We start from the raw sequence: 26,481 nt of genomic DNA, 5'->3' as shown, positions 1-26,481 counted from the left end.
GGTACACACCCCCAAAACACCTCGACCCCCACCAAAAACCCCAACAAAACCACTACTTCAAACCACCCCCACCACCCCGCGAACGAACACCGCCCCGGGAATGAACACAGCCGGAATGACAACCCACGCAGGGATACGACGGCAGGGCCCTTAAACAGCTCCGTCCCGGGAGGAACCAAGGTTCCCACCGGGACGGGACTGCCACCCGCCGTCGGACGCTATGGGTGGAGGAGGCGTCCTCCCACGTCGTCCAGAGCCGTGTTGTTAGCGGCGTGAAATCTAGCTGCTGATAGCGGACGCCATCTCGGCATGCGCCTTCTTGCCGGCTTCCTCCGTGGAAAGCCGCTCGAAGAGAACCTCGGAGGTGTAGCGCTTGATGATTTCCTGGATTGCGCCGGCACCCTTCGGCGGCGGGGCCGGAGCCTCGCCGAGCTCATCCTTGATCTGGTCGATGAACTTGACCACCTTGACGTCGGCAGGGGTCAGCTTGGATTCGATCGCTGCCCGGACGTCCGAGTTCGGGTAAACGCCCCGGTCGGCAAGGAGGGTTTCGCCGGCTTTTACGTTGTTGGTGAGGAAGTTGATGAACTTGGCGGTTTCCTCAGGGTGCTTGGTGCGTGAGGAGGCTGACCAGAATTGTGATGCCTTGTACCAAAGTCCGGCATCAGCGGAGGATCCGGTCTTGGTGGGGAACCGCAGGATCTTCAGGTCAGCACCGGATGCCTTTTCCAAAGCAGGAGCCTGGTTGGACCACCAGAACGCCATGCCGTTCTTGCCGGTGGCGAGCCCGGACTGGTCAAGCGGGGCCGCTTCGGCTTCCACTACCTCGGATGCCGTGGGAACCGCCTTGTTCTGGCTGAGCTGCTTCAGGAATTCCCACCATTCGGCGATGTCGCTCGGCTCAAAGCCCAGCTTGCCCTCGGAGGTGTACAGGGATTTGCCGTTTTGACGGAGCCAAACGCCAAGCGATGCCTCATCCGTGCCATAGGCGGCTGCGCCGTAAGTACCCTTCGCGGACTTCGCCGTGATCTCGGAGGCGATCCGTTCGAAGTCGTCCCAGGTCCACTTGGAGTCATCGGGCAACGGAACACCCGCAGCTTCAAAAACCTTCGGGTTTGCGAGGATGGTGGCGGCATTGATGCCGGCCGCAATGCCGGTCAGCCCGTCCTCACTCTTGCCGGCGTTGAGTGCCGCTTCGTCGAGCTTGGAGGTGTCGATCTCGTACTTGGAGAGGTCAAGAAGGGCGCCGCGGCTGGAGTACTCGGTGATGTACTTCTCGTCCATCTGAATGATGTCCGGTGCATCATTCGCGGCCACCTGGGTGGCCAGCTTGTCCCAGTAACCGCTCCAGTCGCCGAACTCGGGCTTGATCTTGATGTTGGGGTTTTCAGCCTCGAACTGCTTGATGGCTTCCTGGGTCAGCTGGGCACGCTTGTCGCCGCCCCACCAGGAGAACCGCAGTTCGACGGGACCGTCAGCGCTTTCCGAGGCAGCTCCCCCGCCACAGGCACTAAGGGCCATTACGACGGCGGCGGCCGCTGCTACGAGGCCGGTCTTACGCAACGGACGGCGTGCGCCCGTGGAGGGTGTCTCTGCCGATAGCTTGGCAGCAGACGCAGGGCGGGAAAAAAGCGGCACTGAATACTCCGATCTTCTTTGATCATGGTGCTGGTTGATCAGGTGCGGGGGTGTTGGGGAATGAAACCAGGAGCAGGAGGGGAAAACGGGAAACCGCTTTCTTCATCTAATGCTACAAGTGCTCAACTTGTATTACAAGAAGTTTCTGATGATTCTTTCGTTACGGCAGAGACGGCCCGCCAGCGGACGGGCCGTCTCACATGACGCCGTCGCTCTGCAACACAAATAGCGATCGCGAGCGGCAGAGACTACTTGATGCCGGTGGTCGCGATGCCCTTGATGAGGAACCGCTGGCCAAAGAGGAAGACCAGGAATACCGGCAGGAGGGACACGATGGACATCGCGAACAGCGATCCCCAGCTCGTGGCCGACTGGGAGTCCACGAAGGCCCTCAGCGCTACGGGAACCGTGAACATATCAGGATCCGTGAGGTAAATCAGGGCGCCGAAGAAGTCGTTCCAGGTCCAGATGAAGGTGAAGATGGTGGTGGTGGCCAAGGCCGGGACCATCAGCGGCAGGATGACGCGCAGGAAGATGCGCGGGTGCCCGGCGCCGTCGATCCTGGCCGCCTCGTCCAGGTCCTTGGGGATGCCGCGGATGAACTGGACCATCAGGAAGACGAAGAACGCCTCAGTTGCCAGCAGCTTCGGCACGATCAGCGGCCAGAAGGTGTTCACCCAGCCAATCTGCGAGAACAGGATGTACTGCGGCACGATCACCACATGGAACGGAAGCATGATGGTCAGCAGCATGATGCCGAACAGCAGCTTCTTGGCAGTGAACTGCAGCCGAGCAAAGGCGTAAGCAGCCATCGAGCAGGAAATCAGGTTGCCCAGGATCGATCCGATCACCACGATCGCGGAGTTGATCATGTAGTGGCCGAAGGGGTGGGTCAGGGCGGACCAGCCGGAGGTGTAGTTGCTCATTTCCAGGCTGTTCAGCCAGAGGCCCGGCTCGCGGAAGATCAGCTCGTTGGGCCGCAGCGAGGAAACCACCATCCACAGCAGCGGGTAGATCATCAGTGCGCCGGCCAGGATCAGGACTGCATGTTTCATCAGCGCTTTGCTGCGCTGCGCCCTGCTGAAGGCCAGGGTGCCCCGGGACTCCCTGACTTTGGGCTTGCGGCGGTTCGTTGGCTTGCCAGTGCCGGCAGACTTCTTCTCCGGGGTGGGCAGCATCTCAAGCTTAGTCGTCATAGAAAACCCAATACTTAGAAGCGATGAAGTTGATGGCGGTGAAGATGCCGATGATGACCAGCAGGAGCCAGGCCATGGCGGACGCGTAGCCCATGTCGAACTGGCCGAATCCCTTTTGGTAGAGGTACAGGGTGAAGAACATAGTAGAGTCCGAGGGCCCGCCGTTTCCCCCGGAGACGATGAACGCCTGGGTGAACGACTGGAACGAACCGATGATCTGCAGTACCAGGTTGAAGAAGATGATAGGGCTCAGCATCGGCAGGGTGATCCGCCAGAACTGCTGGAGGGTGGTGGCGCCGTCAACCTTCGCGGCCTCGTAGTACATGATCGGGATCTGGCGCAGGCCGGCCAGGAAGATGATCATGGGGGCACCGAAGGTCCAGACGTGGAGCAGGATGATGGAGCCGAGGGCCGTGCTGGGGTCGGAGATCCAGCCCGGTCCCTGGATGCCGAACATCGCGAGGACCTGGTTGACCAGGCCGGTGGTGCCAAAGATCTGCTTCCACAGGATGGCAACGGCTACGGATCCGCCCAGGAGGGACGGCAGGTAGAACACCGAGCGGTAGAACGGCAGACCGCGCAGGCCCTTGTCCAGGACCAGGGCGATCAGCAGCGCCACGGCGAGCTGGAGCGGAACACCCACGAACACGTAGGTGAAGGTCACGCCGAGCGAGTTGTGCAGCCGGGCGTCGGTGAGCATCCGGGTGAAGTTATCCAAACCGACCCATTCCGGGGGCTGGAGGAGGTTGTAGTCCGTGAAGGACAGGTAAAGGGACATCAGCATGGGACCGATGGTGATGGCGATGAGGCCCACCAGCCAGGGCAGCAGGAAAATATAGGCGGCCTTGTTGTCGCGGCTGTTGGCCTTCTTCTCTTCGGCGGTGGCTTTGCCTTTCCGCCGGGAAATCGAACTGAGTTCGCTGATGGCGCTCACTGCGGCAACCCCATTCCGTGCAACGGGCCCGCTGCTGCCGGCCTTCCAGCCGGGCGCGGTGCCCTGGGCATGTGTTTAGCGGCCATGTGGTCTCCTTTGGTCATCGTGGCCTCCACGTTTTGGTATCGCCGGGGCGATCTAGGGATGCGCGCCGCTCCAGCCGTCCTTCCGTCAGAAGTGGACCAAGAGTGGCGATCATCCGATGTGCCACCTGGCGGGTGGCCCGGATTCGAAAGCGGCCCCGTACCAAAGTAAACGGTTTCTTGACTCTTGTATAGCCCTTTGTTAGTTTTTGAGAAAACGCTTTCTGTAACAGGCGTCACTTCACCGTAAATCACTTACTGAGGGGCAGGACAATGAGGTTTAGTCTCAAAAAGTCATCGATGGCAGTCGCCGGCGCATCGGCAGCGCTGGCACTGGTTTTGACGGGCTGCGGCAGCAGCAGCCCGGAGGCCGGCAAGGTGGGGACCGTTGAAGATCCAGTAACCATCCGCTTCGCCTGGTGGGGCAACGATTCCCGCGCCAAAACCACCCTTGACGTCATCAAGGACTTCGAGGCCGCGAACCCCACCATCAAGGTGCAGGGCGAAAACACCGAGTTCAGTTCCTACTGGGACAAGATGGCCACCCAAATCGCCGGCGGCACTACCCCCGATGTCTTTGCGATGAGCGGCGCCTACCCCAGCGAATATGCGAGCCGGGGTGTGCTGCTGGACCTGGACAAGGTCAAGGACCAGATAGATACCTCCAAGTTTGCCGATGGCACGGTGGACCTCGGCAAAATCGACGGCAAGCAGTACACCATCACCGCCGGCGTTAACTCCATGTCCATGGTGATCGATCCAAAGGTGTTCGAGGCCGCCGGAGTTGAGCTGCCGGATGATGAGACGTGGACCTGGGACGACTACACGGAAATCGCCGCCGAGATCACCAGGAAGTCCCCGCAGGGAACATTCGGCACAACCCCCATGACCAACGACTCGTTCCTTGCCGTGTGGGCACGCCAGCACGGTGAAGACCTCTACACCGATGACGGCAAGAAGCTCGGTATCAGCGAGGACACCGCCACCGAGTGGTTCGAGATGAACAAGAAGCTGATGGAAACCGGCGGGGCACCGTCCGCGTCCCAGACTGTTGAGGACAACTCGGCGCAGCCCGAACTGACACTGATGGGCCAGGGCAAGCAGGGCATGAAGATCTCGTGGAGCAACCAGATGAACTCCTACTCGGGTTCACCGCTGGTCATGATGAAGCTGCCCAACGAGAGCAAGGAGCCGGGCACCTGGCTGCGGTCCTCCATGGAATACGCCATCTCATCCAAGTCGGCCCACCCCAAGGAAACAGCATTGTTCATCAACTACCTGGTGAACAACGTGGACGCAGCCACCAAGATCAAGAGCGACCGCGGCATGCCTGCCAACACCGAGCTCAAGGCCGCGATCACGCCGCTCCTCAAGGAGTCCCAGCAGAAGGAAGCGGAATACCTGGACCGCATCGCGGAATTGAAGATCGAACCGCCGCTGCCGTTCCCTGCCGGTTCATCGGCCACCATGGAGGTCCTGAACCGGCTCAACTCGGATGTACTGTTCGGAAAGACCTCACCGCGGGACGCTGCCAAGGCCATGATTCAAGAGGTCAACTCGAACTTGGGCTAACCCCACGCACGGCCAATTTCGCACCACATCAAACCGCAAAGGAGGCAGGCCAGTGAGCCGCAATGTCGAATTGACCAATGACGCCCGGCCGCCCCGGCCCAGCGCGATCGCCGGCTATGAAGACTGGCCTGCCTACGTTCAGCAACACCCCCGGTACCAGGCAGCCACCCCGGCGGCGCAGGAACTTGCGGACGCGCTTGGGGTACCGGGTGTGCAGCAGCGACCAGAGGTAACGGTCCACTGGCAGGAAACGTACGACGGCGTCACCACCTCCCAGCTCAGCTGGCAGCTGGGCTTCGGACCCCGCACTACTGGCTGGCTGATCAGGCCGGCCGATGTTTCCGGTCCCCTGCCCGGTGTCCTTGTCCTGCACTGCCACGGGGGCAACAAGTTCGGCGGCGCGGACCGGCTGGTGGAGCTTCCGGAGTCCCATCCTTCCGCGGAAACCGCGCGGGCAGGCCACTATGACGGCCGTGCCCTCGCCACCGAGGTGGCCCGGCGGGGTTTTGCGGTCCTCGCCCACGACACCTTCGCCTGGGGCAGCCGCCGCTTCGACCTCTCCGTCCCGCCGTGGCGGACCGAGGCGGCGCTGGAGGCGAGGCAGGCGCAGTGGCGGGAGGACGGCGTCGCACCTTCCGATGCTGATGAATACAACGCCGCCGCCGCATTCCATGAGGAAACCGTGGCCAAGACCGCCGGCCTGCTGGGCACCAGCTTGGCGGGCATGGTGGCCTACGACGACCTGGCTGCCCTGGAAGTGCTCGCCGGGCTGCCGGACGTGGACCAGGGCCGGCTGGGGTGCATCGGTTTCTCCGGTGGCGGCGGCCGCTCCCTGGCCCTTGCCGCCCTGAGTCCACGGATCCGCAGCTACGTGGTGACGTGCATGATGACCACTTTCCAGTCGCTGCTTCCCGCCCACCTGGACGCCCATTCATGGCTGCTCCAGACGCCCGGGCTGTGGCGCCTGGGTGACTGGCCGGAGCTCCCGGCAAGATCAGGGGCCCGCCACCTGCTGGTGCAGTACGCCCTGACCGATGAACTTTTTCCCCAAGACGGCATGCGGGAAGCCCACCGCACCCTGGATTCGATGCACCGCTCCGGGAGCTACACAGGCAGCTTCTGGCCGGGCGGCCACGTTTTCACGACCCAAATGCAGGAGGAAGCGCTCAACTTCCTGTCCGGCACGCTGCACGGCAAGCAAGCGGCTCCACCCAGCCCGGCAGCCACCGGCAATCCCGACTTCCAAGCCACTTTCAGCCCTCGAGGAACTTCGTTATGACTCAGCAATCCGCCACCGCGGAGAACAGCACCCGCCCGGCCGGCCGCACAACGACAGCCACTGACCCGGGAGCCACTGACCCGGCAGCCGTCCCGCGGATAGCCCTGGTAGGCGTCCACGGATTCGGCGAACGCCACCTTGCCAACCTGGCACGGCTCGAGGAAGCCGGCGCCCTGGAACTGGTCGCGGTGGCGGACCCCAACCCTCCTGCCGAGGGACGGCTCGCTGAGTCGGTTGCGGTCTTCGAGGATTTGGCACAGTTGCTGGCCGCGGATCCGGGCGTCGACGTCGTAATCCTTGCCACCCCCATCCAGACGCATGCTCCCCTTGCCCTTGCCGCGTTGGCAGCGGGCAAGGACGTTTACGTGGAGAAGCCGCCGGTGGCGTCCCTGGCCCAGTTCCAGGAGGTGCTGGCCGCGGCCGAAGGTTCAGGGCGACTGGTCCAGGTAGGCTTCCAGAGCCTTGGCTCCCAAGCCCTGCCTGCGATCAGGAGCCTGGTGGAATCAGGTTCCATCGGGGATGTCCTCGGCCTGAGCGCCAAAGGACAGTGGGTGCGCAGCAAGGCGTACTTCAAGCGATCCCGGTGGGCAGGGAAGCGCAGCCTTGACGGCATCGACGTGGTGGACGGCGTTGCAACAAACGCCCTGGCCCACGCCGTTGCCACCGCCCTTCACATGGCGGGGGCACACACGCTCGCAGACGTTCAGTCGGTGGAGACGGACCTGTACCGCGCCCACGAGACCCAGAGTGACGACACCTCCATCATCCGCGTCCGCACCGCCGGGGGCACCACGCTCCTCTGCGGGCTGACTCTGTGCGCGCAGGAACAACAGAATCCCTCCGTCACGTTGCACGGTACCCGCGGCGAGATCACGCTCTTCTACACGGAGGACGAGGTGGTTGTCAGCACCGCTGACGGCGAGCGCCGGGAGACGTTCAGACGGATCGACCTGCTGGAGAATCTGTTGGACGCCCGGTCCACGGGTGCCCCGCTGCTGTGCTCGCTGGCGGAGACCGGCGCCTTCATCACGGTGCTGGAGGCCATCCGCACCGCACCGGCACCGCAGCAGATTCGTGGGGACCACATCACGTGGGAAGGCGAGGGCGACGACGCCCATCCGGTAGTTCACGGCATCGGGCCCATGATTGAACGCGCCACCAAGGCGCAGGCCACCTTTGTTGAGTTGGGAGTGCCCTGGGCGCGGGAACTCCCTCCGGTCCGCACGTTGACCGTGGACGGCAAAGCTGTTGCCGATTACCAGGACGGCCGCCGGATCCGGGATGTTTCGTCGCCGCGGCCCTACCTGCACCCTGTCCGGACCCTCAGCGGCGCCTTTGTCACGGACCACCAGCCACTGGACCACGTGTGGCACCTTGGTGCCGGTGTCGCGCTGCAGGACGTGGACGGCATCAACTTCTGGGGCGGCCGCACCTACACCCGCGAAGCCGGGCAGTACGTCTGGCGCCCGGACCACGGCAGCATCACTAGCACCGAAACGCCTGCCGAAGAATTGGCTGCCCGGTCGGGCGGCCAGGACGGCCGGCTGCAGGAAACCCTGAGCTGGAACGGGCCCGACGGCGCTCCGGTCCTGGTTGAGGACCGGACCTGGACGTGGTCCGGCGTCAGCTCGTCCGCGTGGCGGCTGTCCCTGGACTTCGCTCTCTCCCCCGCCGGCGACCAGCCCGTAAGCCTGGGCAGCCCCGGTTCCAACGGCCGGCACGAAGGCGGGTACGGCGGCTTCTTCTGGCGGCTGCCGTCCTGTGACGGTGCGGCCGTGTGGACGCCCGCCGGCGCCGGCGAATCCGAGGTGCACGGCTCAGTGGCGCCCTGGCTCGCCTGGGCCGGGGAGTTTCCAGGCGGCAGGGCCACCCTCGTTTTTGTAGCGGCGGAAGCGTCCGCCGACCCCTGGTTCGTTCGGGTGGACGGCTACCCGGGAGTTGGGCAGTCATTGGCCTGGGACACCCCGGTCATCGCTGAACCGGGTACTCCCGTGCAGCGCAGCATCACCGTTTTTGTGGCCGACGGCATCCTGGGCACAACAGACATCGAAGCATTGATCAACCGGCAGGGGAACCGTTCATGAGCCAGACAACAGCAGACACCACACCGCTTGCGGGCAGAGGGAGCGGCACCGCAATGATGGATCCGACGCCGGCAGAACCCGTCGGTGCTGCGGCTGTCCGGGTGGCCCCGGGCTCCGTGGAGGACCGTGCCATTAAGCGGCGCCGCGTCCTGGACATCCTCGATGACAAGGGCCAGGATTCGCTGCTGCTCACCACCCACACGGCGCTGACCTGGTATCTGGACGGCAGCCGCGTGCACATCAGCCTGGCCGGCGATCCCATCGCGGCGGTCCTTGTGGACCGCGACGGCGACCATTTGGTCACCTTCAACAATGAAGCCGGCCGTATCGCCGCCGAGGAACTGCCCCCCGGCGTCACCCTCCATTCGGTGCCCTGGTACGGCAACCTCCACGAGGCGGCGGCCTCCGTCGGCACTGCCGGGAACGCCACACCGCTGGCCGAAGCAGCCGTAGCCGCAGACCTGCGCGCGGCCCGCCAGCAGCTGCTTCCGGCCGAAAGCGCCCGCTATGCCCGCCTCAGCGCGGACGTCGCATCCATGATGACGGACGTCCTCTCCTCGGCCCGGCCGGAAACCACCGAGTTCGAGCTGGTATCTGCCTTGGCCGCGAGGGTTGTCGCGTCCGGCGCGGAGCCGCTGGTCCTGCTGTGCAACGGCAGCAGCCGGAGCGACTTCCGGCATCCACTGGCCACCCACTCGCCCCTGGGCCGCCGCGCCATGGCCGTGGTGTGCGCCCGCAGGGACGGCCTGGTCGCCAACATCACCCGCTGGGTAAGGTTCGACGCCGGCACTCCCGAAGAGCGCGACGCCGAGGCACGCATCGCAGCAGTGGAGGCCGACATCTTCGATGCCACGGTTCCCGGCGCACGGCTGGACCGGATCTTTGGTGAGATCCAGGCCGCCTACACCCGCCATGGTTTCGGTGCCAAACAGTGGGAACAGCACCATCAGGGCGGGCCCGCCGGCTACGCAGGCCGCGACCCCCGCGTCACTGCAGCCGCCACGGACACGGTGGTGGTGAACCAGGCCTTCACGTGGAACCCGTCGGGGCCCGGTGTCAAGATCGAGGACACTGTCCAGCTCACCGAAGCGGGCCTGCAGGTCCTTACTGTCGATCCCCGCTGGCCCGCGACGACGGTCAACGGGCTCGAGCGGCCCGTCACACTGCAGCTGTAGGCAGGTACAACGCCCGCTCAGATCCTGCCTGAAACACGAAACGCCCGCTCAGTTATGGCCGTAATCCGGGCCATAACTGAGCGGGCGTTTCGATTAAACCGACATCATCTGAGCGAGCGTTACGGAAGTTGCAGCTGTCCGTCAACGCGGCGCGGGATGCCCAGCGGGTTGCTCTCGCGCAGAGCGGGGTGCAGGACGGCCTCGGGGGAATCCTGGTACGCGACCGGACGCTGGAACCGACGCACCGCTGTCGCGCCCACGGAGGTGAACAGCGAGGTGGTGGCCGGGTACGGGCCGCCGTGCTGCTGTGCCCAGTTGACGGCCACGCCGGTGGGCCAGTCGTCGAAAAGGACGCGGCCGGCGAGGTTGGACAGCTGGTCCACGAGCGCGCAGACGTCCTCGCCCTGCTGGGCGTGCACCGTGGCGGTGAGGCTGCCGGGCACCTTCGCCAGGACCGCGGTGAGCTCCTCCTGGTCTGTGTATTCGATCAGCATGGTGGTAGGGCCGAAGCATTCCTCCAGCAGTTCCTCGGGACGCTCCAGGGCCTTCGCGGCGGAGGTGGAGAAGACCACGGGGGCGGCCCCATCGGATACTGCATCCTGGTCCACGCTGCCGCTGACCACGTCCACGCCCTCCACCGAAGCGAAGCTGCGCAGGCCGTCCGGGTACGCTTCGGCGATCCGGCTGGTGAGCATGCCGAGGGCAGGCTTGTCCTTGCTGGCTGCCGCCACTTTCGCGGCGAAGTCCGTCCCCGCCGGGATGAAAACCAGACCGGGCTTGGTGCAGAACTGGCCGGCGCCAAGGGTGAAGGATCCCGCCAGCCCCTCCGCCAGCTGGCCGGAACGCTCTGCCAGCGCTGCCGCGGTGACAACCACCGGGTTCAGGCTGCCCAGCTCCCCGTAGAACGGGATGGGCTCCGGGCGCGAGGTGGCCAGGTCAAAGAGGGCACGGCCGCCGGGGATCGAGCCGGTGAAGCCAACTGCTTTGATGGCGGGATCCTGCACCAGTGCGGTTCCCGCCTCGCGGCCACTGACCAGGGCGAAGATGCCCTCAGGTGCGCCCGCTGCACGCAATGCCTCCGCCACAATTTCGGCGGTCCGTTCCGAGAGACGCAGGTGCCCCGAGTGGGCCTTGACGATCACGGGGCAACCCACGGCCAAAGCAGAGGCGGTGTCGCCGCCAGCCACCGAGAAGGCGAACGGGAAGTTCGACGCGGAGAACACCGCCACCGGCCCGATGGGCCGCAGGATGCGGCGCAGGTCGGGCTTGGGCGGCGTGGCGTTGGGATCGGCATGGTCGATCACGGCTTCGAGGTAGGAACCTTCGGTGATAACGCGGGCGAACAGGCGCAGCTGGCCTGTTGTCCGGGCCACTTCGCCGGTGAGGCGGGGTGCCCCCAGGCTGGTTTCGGAATCGGCTATCTCCACCAGTTCTGCGGCGTTGGCATCAAGTGCATCAGCCAAAGCGGTGAGCCAGGCGGCGCGTTCGGCGTCGGAGGCCGTCGCGGAGATCTTGGCTGCCTCTGTAGCGGCAGCCGTGAGCTCGGACAGGGAAAGGGTTGCAGTTGTCACTTGGGATACCTGTTCTTTGTGTCTGGATTCATCGCATCTGCGTTTATCAGGTTGTCGTTCGTCAGGTCTGCGTGGATCTGCTTAGCGTGCGTCGTGAAAGCGGAAGCCCAGCCCGGGCTGATCTGTGAGCGCCACCCGGCTGTCGCTGAACCGGACCGGCGACGGGCCGGCCAGGATCCCCAGCTGCTCAAAGGATGCCTCCTCCACGTCCTCCACCAAGGTGGGCTCGGCGAGCGTCAGGGCCAGCTGGCCTGACAGCTCCGGGAGCAGGTGCGGCATCACCTTGATGCTGTTGGTCCGGGCAAGCTCAACAATGCGCCGGAACGGCGTGATGCCCCCTACCCGGATGATGTTCGGCTGGATGATGTCCACTGCTTCCGCTTCTATGAAATCGCGGAAGCGGTAGATCGTGTGCAGGTTTTCACCGAGGGCGATCGGCACGGGCGAGTGCTTGCGGAGCCGGCGGTAGGCCCAGAGGTCGTCCGCGCGGATGGGCTCCTCGAGCCACTCCAGGCCGAACCCGGACAACACGTCGAGGGCTTTAAGCGTAGTGGGCAGGTCCCAGCGCTGGTTGGCGTCGATCATCAGCTTCCGGTTCGGCCCCAGGACGGAGCGGACCGCGGCAACGCGTTCAGCGTCCTCGCGGATGTCCGGCTTGCCCACCTTGATCTTAACTGCCTGGTGCCCGGCAGCAATCCACCGCTCAATCTGAGCTACAAGCTCCTCGAGGGTGTAGTGCAGGTTCACCCCGGAGCCGTACACCTCGGCGGACTCCTGGCGCTGTCCCAGGAATCCGGTGACGGAGGTATTGGCACGGGAAGCCTGGAGGTCCCACAGCGCCAGGTCCACCCCGGCCATCGCAATGGTGGTCAGTCCCCCGCCGCCGGCCTCATGCAGCCGTTTCCACACCGCGTCCCAGACGACCTCCGGGTTGGCCGGCAACCCGGAGATGAACGGCGCGATGTCGTAATCCAGCAGTGCTTTCACGGCCTGGGGGCCAATGGTGGGCGTCCAGGAAAACCCGTGACCCGCGCCGCCGTCGTCCGTTTGGATTTCCGTGACGATCACGTGGTTTTCCGGCGCCTCCACACCCCAGCTGCGCCGCAACGGAACCGTGATGAGCCGGGTGGAAAGGCCCGTGATGCGCGGAACGGTGCGGACAGCAACAGCTGCGGGGGCACTCATCAGCGGCCAGCCAGCTCGTAGCCCTTGGCGAGGATGGCCTTCAGCTGCACCAGCTGCTCCTCTGTGGGATCCACCAGCGGCGGGCGCACGGAGCCGACAGGCAGGCCGCCCAGGCGCAGGCCCGCCTTGATCAGCGAAACTCCGAAACCGGGGGTCTGGTCACGGAGGCGGACCAGCGGTGCGTAGAAGCCTTCGAGAAGGGCGTTGCGGCGGTCCTCGTCGCCCGCCACGTACGCGTCGTAGTAGGCCTTGGCAATCTCCGGGGCCATCGCGAACGCGGCCGAGGAGTAGAGCGGGATACCGAGGCCGCGGTAGGCGCCCTGGGTCAGTTCGGCGGTCAGCAGGCCATTGAAGAAGGCGAAGTCCTCGCGTCCGGTGGCGCGTACGGCGGACACGATTTCCTGGGCCAGGCCCACATCGCCCAGTCCGTCCTTAAAGCCGATGACCTTGGGGTTGGCAGCCAGGCGCACCATCGAGGCCGCGGTGAACTTGGCGTTGCCGCGGTGATAGACGATCACCGGCAGGTTGCTGGCGTCCGCCACGGCCTCAATGTAGGCCACAAGCCCATCGGTGGGGCCAGTGACCAGGTACGGCGGCAGGACCAGAAGGGCGTCAGCGCCGGCTTCTTCCGCCGCGCGGGCGGCGGCGATAGCGTGGCCCAGCGGTCCACCGGCGCCGGCTACTACGGGCACCTTTCCGGCGACAACCTCGACGGCGGCCGTCACCACGGAGCGGACCTCCTCGATGCTGAGGGCGTGGAACTCGCCGGTGCCGCAGGCGGGGAAAACGCCGCCGGGTCCGAACGGGAGCCGGGAGCTGATGTGTTCCTTGAGCAGTTCCACGTCAACGGCACCTTCGGCCGTGAACGGGGTGACGGGGAAGAACAGTACGCCGTCGAATTTCATGGTGTCTCCTTGGCTCCGCTGCCGGCACTGACCAGGGCGGAGTTCTCGTCGTTGAGGGTGGGGTGGGTCTTGAGTTCGGTGCGCCAGCTGCGCGTGGGGTTCCAGCCCAGGAGTTCCTGTGCTTTGGCGATGGAAAACGCCGGGCTGGTGCCGGTGAGGCCTGCGCTGATTGGCTCGCTGCAGGGCAGGAATTTGGGCATCAGTTCCGCCAGCGGCGCGGTGGCCAGGGCGTCCGCGGCTCCCACAAAGAAGGTTTCCCCGTTGGGGATGGACGGCATCTTCTCCAGCAGCAGGTCCAGGAAGTCCGCCACGTCCCGGGCATCCACGTAGTTGAACAGCGCAGGTGCGGACAGGGCGGGATCGGCCAGCCGTTCAGCAAGGGTGTGGCCCTGCTGCGTCGGCGCGCCTTCCCATTCCTCCGGCGAGATCACGAAGCAGGGGCGGAACGCCGCATAGCGGATTTTCTCGCCCTGGGCGGCAGCGAACGTCTGCACGGTCTGCTCCGCGATGAGTTTGGACAGTGCATACGCGTTCCAGGGCCGCGGCGGGGTCCGCTCATCCAGCGGGAACGACGGCGGCAGCCAGCCTGCGGGTGAACCGTAGCCCAGCACGGTGGGGCTGCTGGCGGTCACGACCTTCTGCACGCCAACTTCGGTGGCCGCACTGATCACGGCAAAGGCGAGCCGCGTGTTCGTGGCGAAGATGACGTCCTCGGGCGCGCTGAACGGTACCGCTATCGCCGCAAGGTGGATAACGGCGTCGGGTGTGGTCTGCCGGAGGAGGCGGAGCGCCTCACCCGGGGCCAGGAGGTCGGCAGTTTCCTGCACGACGCCGGCTGGCAACTGGTCCGCCGGGACGGCGTCGCGGTCCACCGAGATGACCTGGTGGCCCTTTTCGGCGAGTCCGGCCACAACGCTGCGGCCCAGGCGGCCTGAGCCGCCTGTGACAAAAATTCTGCTCATGGTTGTTCCTTCAGCCCGTGCGTCAGTTGCCGCGGCGGAGGTCGACGCCGAGGTCCAGGTCCTCGATGCGTACGGGCAGGGAGGACTCGAGGGAGCGGTTGCCGGCGATACCCACCGAGACGGAGCGCAGCCCGTCCAGGTAGCCGGAGGGGCGTCCCAGCGGATCCTCCCCGGGGCCGTTGAAGAGGTCCGAGAGGAGGAGCTCGTCGCCGCCGCCATGGCCGCCTTCGCCGTTGACGATCGGCACTTCGTAAGCGGCTTCCCAGTGGCGCTGGACCACGAGGCGTTCCCCGTTGCGGCGGATGGCGTCATCCTCTTCGATGGGGGTTGCGCTCGGGTCCACCACGGTCTTCTTGTCCGTGCTGGATTCGACGGCGGCGCGTTCAACGACCTCCAGCTCGGCGCGGCCTTCGGTTCCGTTGACCGCCACGCGGTAGCCCTCCCAAGGGCTGTGGGCGTTCAGGGAGTAGCTCAGGCGCGGGCCGCCCTGGTACTCCACTACCAGCGCGAGGTTGTCCTCGATGGTGATGCCTTCGGTGAAAACGTCCTGGTCGCGGCGGTAGCCGTCGTAGTGCTCGTTGTCGAGGAACAACGCCTTGAGGCGCTCATCTTCCCGCAGGTCCAGGGTGAACGGGTCCTTCTCTGCGGTGGCGGGTGCATCGGCGTCGGGTGTGCCGCGTTCGGGGCGGGGGCCAAGGCCGCGCTCTGCAGCGTTCTTGTCGCCGTAGAACTTCAGGCCGCCGGAGGCGAACACGCGCTCGGGGACGTCGTCGATCCACCAGTTGACGAGGTCGAAGTGGTGGGATGCCTTGTGAATCAACAGGCCGCCGGAGTTCTTCTTTTCGCGGTGCCAGCGGCGGAAGTAGTCCGCGCCGTGCACGGTGTCCAGGACCCAGCTGAAGTCGATGGAGGTGACCTTGCCGATCACGCCGCTCTGGATGATTTCCTTGAGGGCGCTGTTGCGCGGCGAGTAGCGGTAGTTGAAGGTGACCACCACGTTGCGGCCGGTCTCGTGCACGGCCTGGGTGATGCGGCGGCAACCCTCGGCGTCGATGGTGAGGGGCTTTTCGACGACGACGTCGGCATCTGCGTGCAGTGCCTCAACGATGTAGTCGGCGTGGGTGTAGTCCGGCGTGGTCACCACAACGCGGTCGATGTTGTTGTCCTGGATGAAGGCGGTGAGGTCGGCAGGATCAAAGGATTCGACAGGTCCCGATGCGCCGAGTTCCTGGATGAGCTTCTGGTAGAAGTCCACCCGGCCAGGGTTGACGTCCGAGAACGCCACCAGTTCGGCGGTGTCTGCGTGCTTACCGAAGATGGCGCGGATGTACATCTCGGAGCGGCCGCCGGTGCCAATCAAAGCAATGCGGGCCTTGCCGCTTCGTCCTGCGGCACCGACAGCGGTGGCGGTGTCCGCGGCAGCTGCAGCCGCCCCTGCGGCAGTACTTGACTCGGCTGTGTTGACCATGAGGGTCCCTTTCGAAAGCTGTTACCCGGCCGCGCCGGCGGCCTCTGACGTTCGACATTCGGTGCACTGGTGCACTTGCCCAAGAAAGCGTTTTCTCAGGTCGCTATTAGATTTGTACCAACCCGAACGGGCATCCGTCAACCATTATCAGCATTGGGAGAAAGCGTTTTCTACTCCCATGCTGGTCGAAGTGCGCGGCTGGAGACGGAAAGTTGCGGGAAAACTTGGGAAAACAATAGAAATCGCTTTCCCGCGCCGGTATATGCTTTGTCTCAGTACCCGTCGGGCAAAGGCGGCAAGAACCTGCCAGCGGGCAGCACAAAGCGCAGGGCAAGGCCCGGCCGCGCTACGGAAGGGACCACCATGGCCAGGAGATCGGCAACCGGCAGGATTGGGATCGCAGATGTTGCGGTCAAGGCTGGGGTGTCCCATGCGACAGTATCCCGGGTGATGAACGGCAACTTCACCGTGGACCCGGACATCGCATCCCGTGTCCGGGCGGCAGCGGCGGAGTTGAAGTACCAGCCCAACCCGGTGGGCCGCAGCCTCGCCCTGGGCAAAACCGACACGATCGGTATTGTGGTGCCGGATCTTGCAAACCCCACGTTCCAGGCAATTCTTCGCGGCCTGAGCCGGGCCGCCGCCCAGGATGGTTACCGCGTTCTGATCGCCGACTCGTTCGAGGTGTCCAGCGAAGAAACCATCCTCGCCGGCGAAGCCCGCCGTCGGTGCGACGGCCTGGTCCTCTGCGCCCCGCGCATGAGCGATGCCGAACTGGAAGAGATCGCTCCCTCGCTCCACCCCCTGGTGCTGATCAACCGCACCTCTGCGGCTGCGAATGTACCCACTCTGGTGGTGGACTACGGGCAGGGCGTGCAGGACCTCGCAGAACATTTGGTGGACCTGGGCCACACCCGCCTGGCATTCCTGGCCGGCCCGCCGCGAAGCGCCTCGAACGGCATGCGGCTTCAGGGCCTGGAGGCCTTTAAGGCTGCCCATCCGCACGTGGATGTCCGGATGCTTGAGGGCGGCTCCGACTTCGATACGGGGCATGAAGCGGTGGACGCCGTACTGGAAAGCGGCGCCACCGGAATTCTTGCCTTCAATGACCTGGTGGCCATGGGCCTGATGAGCGGGCTGCACGAACGCGGCATGGACGTTCCAGGAGACATTTCGGTGACCGGGTTCGACGACATCCCCTTTGCCAGGTACACCACCCCCGCCCTCACCACAGCAGCCGTCCCCATCACGGAACTGGGCGAGCAGGCCTGGCACCAGCTTCGTGCGCTGATCCGCAAGGAAGAAAATGACGCGCCCGGCAGCCGGTACCAACCGCGGCTCCAGGTGCGGGCCAGCAGCGGCCCGGCCAAGGCCCCCCGCTCAACGGTGCACGGCTAACCTTCCACCCCCGGGCCAACACCGGCCTCGCGGTAGTAGCCCTCGATGTGGGCAGCCACCAGCTTTGCCGCCCGTCCGCCGTCGTTATCCTGCACGGCGGCCAGGATGCCATGGTGCTCGGAACGCAGCCTCGCTGCAGTGGCGTCCCAGTCCGGCAGGTTGCCGGTGAGCCGGGACGCGTAGCCGGTAATGGATTCGCGCAGGGATCCCATCATGGCGCTGACCACTGCGTTGCCCGCCGCGTCGGCGAGCGCGAGGTGGAAACGGACGTCCAAGGCCAGGAACTCAGCCACGGGCACCGCTTCCGCATCCATCTCGTCCAGAAGCCGGGCCGCCCCCGCGAGTTCCGGCGAATCGGACTTGGCATGGGACACCGCCCACGACTCCAGGAGCACACGCGTCTCCACGATGTCCGCCACGGGAAGGTGCTGCGTGGCGACGTGCAGCCGCAGCGCAGACCCCAAGGCCGCCGTCGGATCCGAAATGACCACCGTTCCGGCCTCAGGGCCGGACCCTACTCCAGCCCGGACCACGCCCATGGCCTCCAGTATCCGGATAGCCTCCCTGACGGAGGTCCTTGATACCTGCAGTTGCTCGGCCAGCGAACGCTCTGCTGGCAGTCGTCCACCCACGGCCAGCCGTCCCTCGGAGAGCTCGTTCTCAATCCAGGTCAAAACAAGCTGGTGGGTCTTCATGGAGCAAGAGTAGTTGATGTGGTCGGACCACATGCCATACAGTGTGGTTAGACCACAGCAGGGTCCGGGCACCACTGGACCTGTCACCGGCCCAACGGAGGACGCCATGACCCATACCATCCAGCCCAACAACCCCGAGGCCACCCCGGCACCGGACGCCACGGACATTCCTGCCACGTCTGCGCCTTCGGCAGCCAACAACCTGGGCGCTGCGGCTTCCGCCGTGCCGGCAGCTTTGAAGCGCCGTATTCCCAAGTACTCCGACCTGGCTCCCCTGATGCAGTTCAAGAAGCCGGAGTTCAGCAAGGAAGCCCGACTCAAGCGCGCCAGCACCATCTGGGAGCTTCGGGACATCGCCAAACGCCGCACCCCGCAGGCCCCTTTCGATTACACGGACGGCGCCGCTGAGGAGGAAATCACCCTCCGCCGCGCCCGCCAGGCCTTTCTGGACATCGAGTTCCGCCCGGGCATCCTGCGGAACGTCTCCTCGATCGACCTGAGCACCGAGATCCTGGGCAAGCCTTCCCGCCTCCCCGTGGGCATCGCCCCCACCGGTTTCACCCGGATGATGCAGTCCGAGGGCGAGTACGCAGGGTCCCAGGCTGCCGAAGCCGCCGGAATCCCCTACACCCTCTCCACCATGGGCACCGCCTCCATCGAGGATGTGGCCGCGGCCGCCCCGAACGGCCGCAACTGGTTCCAGCTGTACCTGTGGACGGACCGCGACCGCTCGCTGGAGCTCATCGAACGCGCGACCAAGGCCGGCAACGACACCCTGATGGTCACCGTGGACACCGCCGTGGCCGGCGCCCGGCTCCGCGATGTCCGCAATGGGATGACCATCCCGCCGGCTCTGACCATCAAGACCGTCCTGGATGCGTCCTACCGCCCGGCCTGGTGGTTCAACTTCCTCACCCACGAGCCGCTCACGTTCGCCTCGCTGTCCCGCTACACGGGTACCGTGGCCGACCTGATCAACTCCATGTTCGACCCCACCCTCACCTTCGAGGACCTGGACTGGCTGCGCGAAACCTGGAAGGGCAAGCTGGTGGTCAAGGGCATCCAGACCGTCGAAGACGCCCGCCGGGTGGTCGATCATGGCGCAGACGGTGTAATCCTCTCCAACCACGGCGGCCGCCAACTGGACCGGGCCCCTATCCCGTTCCACCTGCTGCCCGAGGTCAAGCAGGCGTTCACTGCGGACAACACCGATGCCGCAATCATGCTGGATACCGGCATCATGAGCGGCGCGGACATCGTGGCGGCACTGGCCCTCGGCGCGGACTTCACGCTGATCGGCCGTGCCTACCTCTACGGCCTGATGGCCGGCGGCCGCGCCGGCGTTGACCGCACCATCCAGATCCTCGAAAAGGACATGGCCCGCACCATGGCCCTGCTGGGTGTCAGCAAGATCTCCGAGCTGACCCCGGACCACGTGCGCCTGCTGAACAAGTAGGTCCCACCCCAACCTGACTCGCAGTAAACGCACCCAAAAATGCCATTTGAGGACGTTATCTGCGAGTCAGTTGCGTTAAGGGGCTACTTCTTGCGGCCGAACTTGGGAAGGTTGGGCAGGTTCGCCAGCAGGTCGGCCGCCTTGGTGGCCGCACGGCCCACGGTCCGGCCGATCTGCTGCGGCACGCTGTCATCGCTAAGCGGCGCCGTTGTTCCGCCAGGGATCACGACGGCGGGACTCAGGTCAGTGCCGTCGGGGGCCAGCACGCCGGCTGAGACAGCGTCGGCGGCAACTGCATCGGCCGTGACGTCTTCCCGCAGGGTCGCAGCAGCATTAGGCGCTGCCGAGACTCCCTCCGGAATGGAGGCAACAGCCGCCGGTGACTGCGAAGCAGAAACCGCAGCGCCGACGTCGAACGTCTCAAGCCAGCTGGCAATCCCTTCCAGCGGCTTGCGGTTCAGCGCGTAGTAGCGCTTCTGGCCCTGCGCCCGCATGCTCACCAGCTGGGCTTCACGCAGGACCTTCAGGTGCTTGGAGATGGTGGGCTGGCTCGCCGCCAGTTCCTCCACGAGCTCCCCCACTGCCTTGTCTCCGGAACGAAGGGAGGTCAGGATATCCCGCCGGGTCGATTCCGCAATGACGGCAAATACGTCGTCTGTCACCATGCCTCCCACCCTAGCGACATATGCCCCGAAAGGCATCAACTATTTCGCCGGTCAGCGGCATTGGGAAGAGGAGGCTGTCAGTCGAACCAGGGATCCAGTCCGTGCAGCGGAAAGACTGCCTTGCGCGTGGCCATAACCGTGCGGTCCACGGCGTCGTTGGGGTCGAACCCCACTTCCCAGGACCGCCACCAGAGTTCCACGTCGTCACCCATCAATCCAGGCGCCTCGGCCCCGAACTTCTCCTCGACGTACCTCCGCCAGTCTTCGGGCACTGCGGTCCGCAACGGCACTGGGCTGCCAGCGGCGATGGCAATCAGATGGCTCCAGGACCGGGGAACCACATGCAGCACGTTGTACCCGCCGCCGCCGGTGGCAATCCAGCGGTTGCCGCAGTAGCGGGCGGCGAGATTCCCGACGGCGGTGGCTGCCTCCCGCTGCCCGTCCACGCTGAGGTTGAGGTGCGTGAGCGGATCCGTCCGGTGCGAGTCACAGCCGTGCTGGCTTACGATCACCTCGGGCTCGAACGCAGCCACCAGTTGCGGCACTACCGCGTGGAAGGCCCGCAGCCAGCCGGCGTCACCTGTCCCTGACGGCAGGGCGACGTTCACGGCAGTCCCCTCGGCGTTGGGTCCGCCTATTTCATTCGCGAACCCGGTACCGGGGAACAGCGTGAGTCCGCTTTCGTGCAGGGACAAGGTAAGCACCCTGGGGTCGTCCCAGAAGATGCTCTCTGTCCCGTCCCCATGGTGGGCGTCAACGTCGATGTACGCCACCTTGCGGATGCCGCCGTCGAGCAGCTTCTGCACCGCCAGAGCGGCGTCGTTGTAAATGCAGAACCCGCTGGCCTTGTCACGGGCAGCATGGTGCATGCCGCCGCCGAAGTTCACCGCGTGCAGGGCAGACCCGTCCAGGATCCGCGAGGCAGCCAGCAGGGAGCCGCCGGCCAGCCTTGCGGCAGCCTCATGCATCCCGGAGAAGGCAGGGTCGTCCTCGGTGCCCAGGCCGCGCGATTCGTCAGTTGCGTACGGGTCTTCGCTGACCCTGCGGACCGCTGCCACGAATTCGGCCGAGTGTACGGACTCCAGCTCGGCGTCGGTGGCGACGTTGGGGGCTGCCACTTCAAGGTGCTCGAGGTCGAAAAGTCCCAGGCTTTGGGCAAGGCGGGCCGTGAGGTCCATCCGTTCGGGCGCCATGGGGTGGCCCGGACCGAAGTTGTAGGCAGTCATGTCGGCACCCCACACCACCGTCGTTGGCGGCGCGGGCTTGCTGAGACCGGGCAGATATGTCATCAATCACAGGCTACCCGAGCCTGTACCCCTTCCCGCCCGGCCATTACGCGGGCAGAAGTGGTTTACTACTGAGGGAAGCAGAACCAACCGAGGAAAAGCCACACATGACGCAAAGCCAGTCGAGGCCCCGGACTCCGGCCAGCTGGCATCCCGCCTCTCAGGAGCGGGAGGGCCTCTGGGTTCTCACGCAGCTCCGCGACTTTATCGACGACATAGCCAACACGTCGCCGGCCCGGCTTGCCCTGAGTGCGTTCGCTGCCGTGTGCCTTGTGTTCACGTTCCTGCTGTCCCTGCCCATATCCTCCGCCGCCGGCATTGTCACACCGCCCCACCAGGCTTTGTTCACGGCCGTCTCGGCCGTCTGCGTCACGGGCCTGACGGTGGTTTCGACGGCAGTGCACTGGTCCTTCTTCGGTCAGTTGGTAATTCTGATCGGCATCTTCATTGGAGGCCTTGGCACCCTGACCCTGGCGTCACTGCTGGCGCTGATGGTGAGCAAACGTCTCGGTGTGCGCGGCAAAATTATTGCAGCGGAGTCCATGAACAACGCCGGCCGCCTGGGCGAGGTGGGTACCCTGCTGCGCATCGTTATCACCACCTCCGTGGTGATCGAGGGAATCCTCGCGCTGGCCCTCATCCCGAGGTTCCTGACCCTGGGCGAGCCTTTCTGGCAATCCGTCTGGCATGGCATCTTCTACTCCATCTCGTCTTTCAACAACGCCGGCTTCACCCCGCATTCAGACGGCATCGTTCCCTATGAGACCGACTTGTGGATCCTGGTTCCCCTGATGCTGGGCGTCTTCCTGGGAAGCCTCGGATTTCCCGTGGTGATGGTCCTGCAGCAGAACGGCCTGAACTGGAAGAAATGGAACCTCCACACCAAGCTCACCATTCAGGTCTCCCTGATTCTGCTGGTGGCCGGCACGTTCCTGTGGGGTCTGATGGAGTGGGACAACGCCCGGACCATCGGTGGAATGGATCTCGGCGAGAAGATCACGCATTCGCTTTTCGCTTCCGTTATGACGAGGTCCGGCGGCTTCAACCTGGTGGATCAAAACCAAATGGAGTCCACCACCATGCTCCTGACTGATGCGTTGATGTTTGCCGGCGGCGGTTCAGCCTCGACGGCGGGCGGCATCAAAGTGACCACCATCGCCGTGATGTTTCTGGCCATCATCGCCGAAGCCCGCGGCGACGCAGATGTGAAGGTGTACGGCAGGACCATCCCCCAGGGCAGCATGCGCGTGGCCATCTCGGTGATCGTCGCCGGTGCCACCCTGGTGTCCGTCTCCGCTTTCCTCCTGCTGCAGATCAGCGGCGCTTCCCTGGACCGGGTGCTGTTTGAAACCATCTCCGCGTTCGCCACGGTGGGGCTGAGCACCAACCTCAGTGCCGAGCTGCCGCCGTCGGGCGTGTATGTCCTCAGCGCCCTGATGTTCGCCGGCCGCGTGGGCACAGTGACCCTCGCCGCTGCCCTGACCTTGCGCCAGCGCAGCCAGTTGTACCACTATCCCGAAGAGAGGCCCATCATTGGCTAGTTCCCCAGACGCCCCCCGGCGCCCCGCCCACAATGCCCCGGTGCTGGTTATTGGACTGGGACGCTTCGGTTCCTCCACGGCTGAGCAGCTCGTCAAGCAGGGCCGCGAAGTACTTGCCATTGAACGCGACCGGACCCTCGTCCAGAAGTGGGCGCCGCTTCTGACGCACGTTGTGGAGGCCGACGCCACCAACATCGACGCACTCCGCCAGCTGGGCGCACAAGAGTTCAGCTCCGCCGTCGTGGGCGTTGGCACGTCCATCGAGTCCTCGGTGCTGATCACCGTGAACCTGGTGGACCTTGGCATCGAACATCTTTGGGTGAAGGCCATTACGCCTTCGCATGGCAAAATCCTTACCCGCATCGGCGCCAACCACGTCATTTACCCGGAAGCCGACGCGGGCGTCCGGGCAGCCCACCTGGTGTCCGGGCGCATGCTGGACTTCATCGAGTTCGACGACGACTTCGCCATCGTGAAGATGTACCCGCCCCGCGAGACGGTCGGGTTCACCCTCGACGAGTCAAAGGTCCGGTCCAAGTACGGCGTGACGATTGTGGGCGTTAAGTCGCCCGGCGAGGACTTCACGTACGCCCGGCCGGAGACCAAGGTGTCCTCCCGCGACATGCTTATTGTGTCCGGGCACGTGGACCTGCTGGAACGCTTCGCCGCCCGGCCCTAGTCCCCAACCGCACCCTCGCCTCGCAAGCTCGGCCAGGGAACCCTGCGGTCGTGGGCCCAAGTCAGCCGAGCTGCTTGGTGATCTCCGCGGCGCGATCCGCAGCCGCGCGCGCACCGGCGGCGATGATGGAGGGGATGCCCCGCTCGTCAAAGGTCGCGATGGCCCGTTCCGTGGTGCCGTTGGGGCTGGTCACCGCTTTCCGCAGCGTCGAGGGATCAGCGCCCGGCTCGGCAAGCATAAACCCGGCGCCCGCCACCGTTTCACGCGCCAGGAGCAGGGACAGCTCGGCATCCAGGCCAAGCTCTTCCCCCGCGGCCGCCATAGCCTCCGCCAGGTAGAACGCGTAAGCCGGACCTGAGCCACTGATGGCCGAGAGCGCGTCCACCTGTTCCTCCGGCACCTCAACCACGGTTCCGGCGCCTTGCAGGATGTCCTTGACCTTCTGAAGCTGTTCCGGAGTGCAGCTGGAGCCTGGCGAGACCGAAACAACGCCGCGGCCCAGCTTGGCAGGCGTGTTGGGCATGGTGCGGATCACGGGCTGGCCTGCCGGCAGGGCAGCTTCGAGCTGGGCGATCGAAACGGCGGCGGCCACACTCACCACCACCGTGTCAGGAGCCAATGCGCCGCTGATCTCGCGTGCCAGGTCGGTGATGCCAACGGGCTTCACGCCCAGGATCACGACGCCGGACCCCTTGGTTGCCTGCTTGTTGTTGTCCGGCTCCTCCTCACCGGCGATCGCCGTGATGCCGTGATGGCGTTCAGCTAGTTCGGCGGCACGCTCGGCGCGGCGGACGGTGGCGACGATGTCAGCGGGGTCCGTCCCGGCTTCCAGCAGACCGCCCAGGATGGCTTCGTTCATGGACCCACAGCCAAGAAATGCGATTCGGTTGCTCATGGCTCCATCATTGCAGTTCGGCCCTTCCGGCGCAGAAATGAATTAAGCAGCAGAAATCGTGTAATCGGGAACTCGCGGAAATGGGTTCACAGGTTGCTCACATGTTGGGCGCAGCTTCCTCACAAGTGTGGTCCCTAATGTAGTTACTACCTCATTGAGGGTGCGAGTGATGCGGCAGGCATGGGGATGTCTGCCCGGGCACCGGCGTACGCAACAGGTTTTCCCCCATTTTCCTGTCGCGGCCGCCGGTGCTTCCGCTTTTAAGCAGCGCAAGACCTCATAGGCGGTGGGCTTTCCCTTCAGACCGCCGCTTCGATAACCGCCGGCGCAACGTGCGGGGCGGGCTCCAACGGCCCGGAGAATACCAGCTGGTCGAGGCGGCGCAGGATCAGGCCCTCGCGGAGTGCCCACGGGCAGATCTTGATCTTCTTGAACTTGAAGAGCTCCAGCGCCGCCTCCGCCACCAATGCACCTGCCAGCAACTGGTGTGCACGGGCTTCTGAAACGCCCGGAAGATGGAGCCGGTCTTCAGCTTTCATTGCCGAGATGCGCTGCGCCCAGACCCCAAGATCCGAGGCGTGCAGCTCGCGCTTGACGTAGGGGCCGGCAGCGCTGGGGGCGGCCCCCGCGATCCGGGCGAGCGACCGGAATGTTTTGGAGGTGCCGGCGACGACGTTGGCCCGGCCCAGCCCGTCGAATTCCCGGACGGCGGGTTTGAGGGTGGCCTGAATGTAGCGCCTCAGCTCTTTGACACTCTTCGCCGAGGGCGGGTCCTCAGCCAGCCAGTCCCGGGTAAGCCGGCTCGCACCCAGCGGCACAGACGTGGCGGCCTCCGGCAGCTCGTCCTGGCCGAAGGCCATCTCGAAGGAGCCGCCGCCAATGTCCAGGTTCAGGATGGGTCCGGCACCCCAGCCATGCCAGCGCCGGACGGCGAAGAAAGTCATGGACGCTTCTTCGCTTCCCGTGAGCTCCTGCAGCGTGACGGTGGTTTCGTGCTTGACCCGGGCCAGGACTTCGGGGCCGTTGGTGGCCTCGCGGATGGCTGAGGTACAAAAGGCAAGGAGGTCCTCGGCCTTGTGCCGGGCCGCAAATTCCCACGCCTCCAGCACGAATTCGGTGAGCTCGTGCTGCCCCGCGTCACTGATGCTGCCGTCCGCCTCCAGATACTGGACCAGGGAAAGCGGGCGCTTATGGGAGGCGAACGGCACTGGCCGCGCGCCGGGGTGTGCATCCACCAGGAGGAGGTGGACAGTGTTGGACCCGATATCGAGGACGCCTAGCCGCATGCTGCCATTATTCCCCGGCACGGTGGTTCTGGCCCAACCGGCACGTCATGTCAAACCGCGACCGGGGAGGAAGTCAGTTCTCGGACGGGTCGGTAGGTGCGTCGTCGGGAAGCTCATCGGCGCGCTTGAAGTCGCGCTTGATGTTGGCAATGCCTTCGGGGTTGATCTCGAAACCGTAGGCTGCGCCCGGGTTAATGACCATACCCAGCTCCTCGCCGATGTTGGCGATGATGGCAGCCCCCTGGGTGCCGAGGACGTTGGGCGCTGCTTCCAGGTACTGCTGGTCAACGCGGCTGGGGTGGGAGAAGACGGCCAGGACGGGGTCGCCGTCGGCATTGGCCAGGACCAGCGGCTCCACCTGGGAATCCTCGCCCTCGATGCCGTCCGAGCTGATGATGTAGACCTCGCTGTTCAGGAAGGACAGGATGACGTCCACGGGACTGGCATCAGGCTGTCCGCCCTGGGCGAGCTTTTCCTCGAGGTCATTAAGCGGAGTGGTGTCGGCAGTTCCGGGCTGTTCAGTCATAT

General features: G+C 65.1%; 22 protein-coding genes. 8 read left to right on the top strand and 14 right to left on the bottom strand.

Features of this window, described 5'->3' with window-relative positions:
- Positions 1-279 precede the first annotated feature (279 nt).
- From CXQ88_RS18995 to CXQ88_RS18985, 3 genes are all read right to left on the bottom strand, one after another.
- On the bottom strand, positions 280-1,638 hold the full coding sequence (locus tag CXQ88_RS18995) for an ABC transporter substrate-binding protein (RefSeq protein WP_104045679.1): 1,359 nt from the start codon (positions 1,636-1,638) through the stop codon (positions 280-282).
- Between the two features lie 248 nt (positions 1,639-1,886).
- On the bottom strand, positions 1,887-2,834 hold the full coding sequence (locus CXQ88_RS18990) for a carbohydrate ABC transporter permease (RefSeq protein ID WP_104045678.1): 948 nt from the start codon (positions 2,832-2,834) through the stop codon (positions 1,887-1,889).
- Positions 2,824-3,768: a carbohydrate ABC transporter permease gene (locus CXQ88_RS18985; protein WP_104045677.1), complete on the bottom strand. Its 945-nt coding sequence runs from the start codon at positions 3,766-3,768 to the stop codon at positions 2,824-2,826. Before CXQ88_RS18985 ends, CXQ88_RS18990 begins: the two co-directional genes overlap by 11 nt.
- A 356-nt stretch (positions 3,769-4,124) precedes the next feature.
- Here CXQ88_RS18985 and CXQ88_RS18980 point away from each other — a divergent pair, with 356 nt between their 5' ends.
- From CXQ88_RS18980 to CXQ88_RS18965, 4 genes are read left to right on the top strand one after another with little or no spacing between them, the layout of a single operon-like run.
- Positions 4,125-5,423, top strand: coding sequence for an ABC transporter substrate-binding protein (locus CXQ88_RS18980; RefSeq protein WP_258062007.1), 1,299 nt, complete (start codon positions 4,125-4,127; stop codon positions 5,421-5,423).
- A 52-nt stretch (positions 5,424-5,475) separates the two neighbouring features.
- Positions 5,476-6,702 (top strand): acetylxylan esterase, encoded by a 1,227-nt coding sequence (locus CXQ88_RS18975; RefSeq protein ID WP_258062006.1) that lies wholly within the window; start codon positions 5,476-5,478, stop codon positions 6,700-6,702.
- Complete coding sequence (locus CXQ88_RS18970; RefSeq protein WP_104045675.1) at positions 6,699-8,786, top strand: DUF6807 family protein; 2,088 nt, start codon at positions 6,699-6,701, stop codon at positions 8,784-8,786. The genes CXQ88_RS18975 and CXQ88_RS18970 overlap by 4 nt, the downstream gene beginning before the upstream one ends.
- Before the next feature lie 56 nt (positions 8,787-8,842).
- Positions 8,843-9,961, top strand: a complete 1,119-nt coding sequence (locus CXQ88_RS18965; protein ID WP_104045689.1) for a M24 family metallopeptidase — start codon at positions 8,843-8,845, stop codon at positions 9,959-9,961.
- 119 nt (positions 9,962-10,080) lie between these two features.
- On the opposite strand, the gene CXQ88_RS18960 is transcribed toward CXQ88_RS18965, so the two are convergent.
- The 5 genes from CXQ88_RS18960 to CXQ88_RS18940 all read right to left on the bottom strand — a co-directional run bounded on the left by CXQ88_RS18960 (position 10,081) and on the right by CXQ88_RS18940 (position 16,052).
- Positions 10,081-11,532 carry an aldehyde dehydrogenase (NADP(+)) gene (locus CXQ88_RS18960; protein ID WP_104045674.1) on the bottom strand — a complete coding sequence of 484 codons (1,452 nt, stop codon included), beginning with the start codon at positions 11,530-11,532 and terminating at the stop codon, positions 10,081-10,083.
- Positions 11,533-11,613: 81 nt separating this feature from the next.
- The gene (locus CXQ88_RS18955) at positions 11,614-12,717 is read right to left on the bottom strand and encodes a mandelate racemase/muconate lactonizing enzyme family protein (protein ID WP_104045673.1); all 1,104 of its coding nucleotides are present in this window, start codon (positions 12,715-12,717) and stop codon (positions 11,614-11,616) included.
- The gene (locus tag CXQ88_RS18950; RefSeq protein ID WP_104045672.1) at positions 12,717-13,622 is read right to left on the bottom strand and encodes a 5-dehydro-4-deoxyglucarate dehydratase; all 906 of its coding nucleotides are present in this window, start codon (positions 13,620-13,622) and stop codon (positions 12,717-12,719) included. The genes CXQ88_RS18955 and CXQ88_RS18950 overlap by 1 nt, the downstream gene beginning before the upstream one ends.
- The gene (locus CXQ88_RS18945; RefSeq protein ID WP_104045671.1) at positions 13,619-14,584 is read right to left on the bottom strand and encodes an NAD-dependent epimerase/dehydratase family protein; all 966 of its coding nucleotides are present in this window, start codon (positions 14,582-14,584) and stop codon (positions 13,619-13,621) included. Before CXQ88_RS18945 ends, CXQ88_RS18950 begins: the two co-directional genes overlap by 4 nt.
- Positions 14,585-14,606: 22 nt before the next feature.
- A complete protein-coding gene (locus CXQ88_RS18940; RefSeq protein WP_104045670.1) occupies positions 14,607-16,052 on the bottom strand; it encodes a Gfo/Idh/MocA family oxidoreductase in 1,446 nt (481 codons plus the stop codon).
- Positions 16,053-16,415: 363 nt separating this feature from the next.
- Here CXQ88_RS18940 and CXQ88_RS18935 point away from each other — a divergent pair, with 363 nt between their 5' ends.
- Positions 16,416-17,450, top strand: a complete 1,035-nt coding sequence (locus CXQ88_RS18935) for a LacI family DNA-binding transcriptional regulator (RefSeq protein ID WP_104045669.1) — start codon at positions 16,416-16,418, stop codon at positions 17,448-17,450.
- On the opposite strand, the gene CXQ88_RS18930 is transcribed toward CXQ88_RS18935, so the two are convergent.
- Positions 17,447-18,145, bottom strand: coding sequence for a FadR/GntR family transcriptional regulator (locus CXQ88_RS18930; RefSeq protein ID WP_104045688.1), 699 nt, complete (start codon positions 18,143-18,145; stop codon positions 17,447-17,449). The two genes, CXQ88_RS18935 and CXQ88_RS18930, sit on opposite strands and share 4 nt — an antisense overlap.
- Before the next feature lie 106 nt (positions 18,146-18,251).
- On the opposite strand from CXQ88_RS18930, the gene CXQ88_RS18925 reads away from it, so the two are divergent.
- Positions 18,252-19,601: an alpha-hydroxy acid oxidase gene (locus tag CXQ88_RS18925; protein WP_104045668.1), complete on the top strand. Its 1,350-nt coding sequence runs from the start codon at positions 18,252-18,254 to the stop codon at positions 19,599-19,601.
- 83 nt (positions 19,602-19,684) lie between these two features.
- Here the strand turns inward: CXQ88_RS18925 and CXQ88_RS18920 are convergent, their stop codons facing one another.
- Positions 19,685-20,266 (bottom strand): ArsR/SmtB family transcription factor, encoded by a 582-nt coding sequence (locus CXQ88_RS18920; protein WP_104045667.1) that lies wholly within the window; start codon positions 20,264-20,266, stop codon positions 19,685-19,687.
- Between the two features lie 77 nt (positions 20,267-20,343).
- Entirely contained in the window at positions 20,344-21,555 is a 1,212-nt protein-coding gene (locus CXQ88_RS18915) for an acetoin utilization protein AcuC (protein WP_104045666.1), read from the bottom strand.
- Positions 21,556-21,659: 104 nt separating this feature from the next.
- On the opposite strand from CXQ88_RS18915, the gene CXQ88_RS18910 reads away from it, so the two are divergent.
- Positions 21,660-23,093, top strand: a complete 1,434-nt coding sequence (locus tag CXQ88_RS18910; RefSeq protein ID WP_104045665.1) for a TrkH family potassium uptake protein — start codon at positions 21,660-21,662, stop codon at positions 23,091-23,093.
- A gap of 40 nt (positions 23,094-23,133) precedes the next feature.
- Complete coding sequence (locus CXQ88_RS18905; RefSeq protein WP_172801511.1) at positions 23,134-23,772, top strand: potassium channel family protein; 639 nt, start codon at positions 23,134-23,136, stop codon at positions 23,770-23,772.
- 61 nt (positions 23,773-23,833) lie between these two features.
- Here CXQ88_RS18905 and proC read toward each other — a convergent pair whose 3' ends face one another.
- From proC to CXQ88_RS18890, 3 genes are all read right to left on the bottom strand, one after another.
- Positions 23,834-24,667 carry a pyrroline-5-carboxylate reductase gene (gene proC / locus CXQ88_RS18900; RefSeq protein WP_104045664.1) on the bottom strand — a complete coding sequence of 278 codons (834 nt, stop codon included), beginning with the start codon at positions 24,665-24,667 and terminating at the stop codon, positions 23,834-23,836.
- A 299-nt stretch (positions 24,668-24,966) separates the two neighbouring features.
- Positions 24,967-25,953 carry a Ppx/GppA phosphatase family protein gene (locus tag CXQ88_RS18895; protein ID WP_104045663.1) on the bottom strand — a complete coding sequence of 329 codons (987 nt, stop codon included), beginning with the start codon at positions 25,951-25,953 and terminating at the stop codon, positions 24,967-24,969.
- A gap of 73 nt (positions 25,954-26,026) precedes the next feature.
- On the bottom strand, positions 26,027-26,479 hold the full coding sequence (locus CXQ88_RS18890; RefSeq protein ID WP_104045662.1) for an SseB family protein: 453 nt from the start codon (positions 26,477-26,479) through the stop codon (positions 26,027-26,029).
- Positions 26,480-26,481 lie beyond the last annotated feature (2 nt).

The organism is Arthrobacter sp. ZGTC412, from assembly GCF_002929215.1.
Classification (GTDB): Bacteria; Actinomycetota; Actinomycetes; order Actinomycetales; family Micrococcaceae; genus Arthrobacter.
This window is presented reverse-complemented; position numbering and strand designations above follow the sequence as displayed.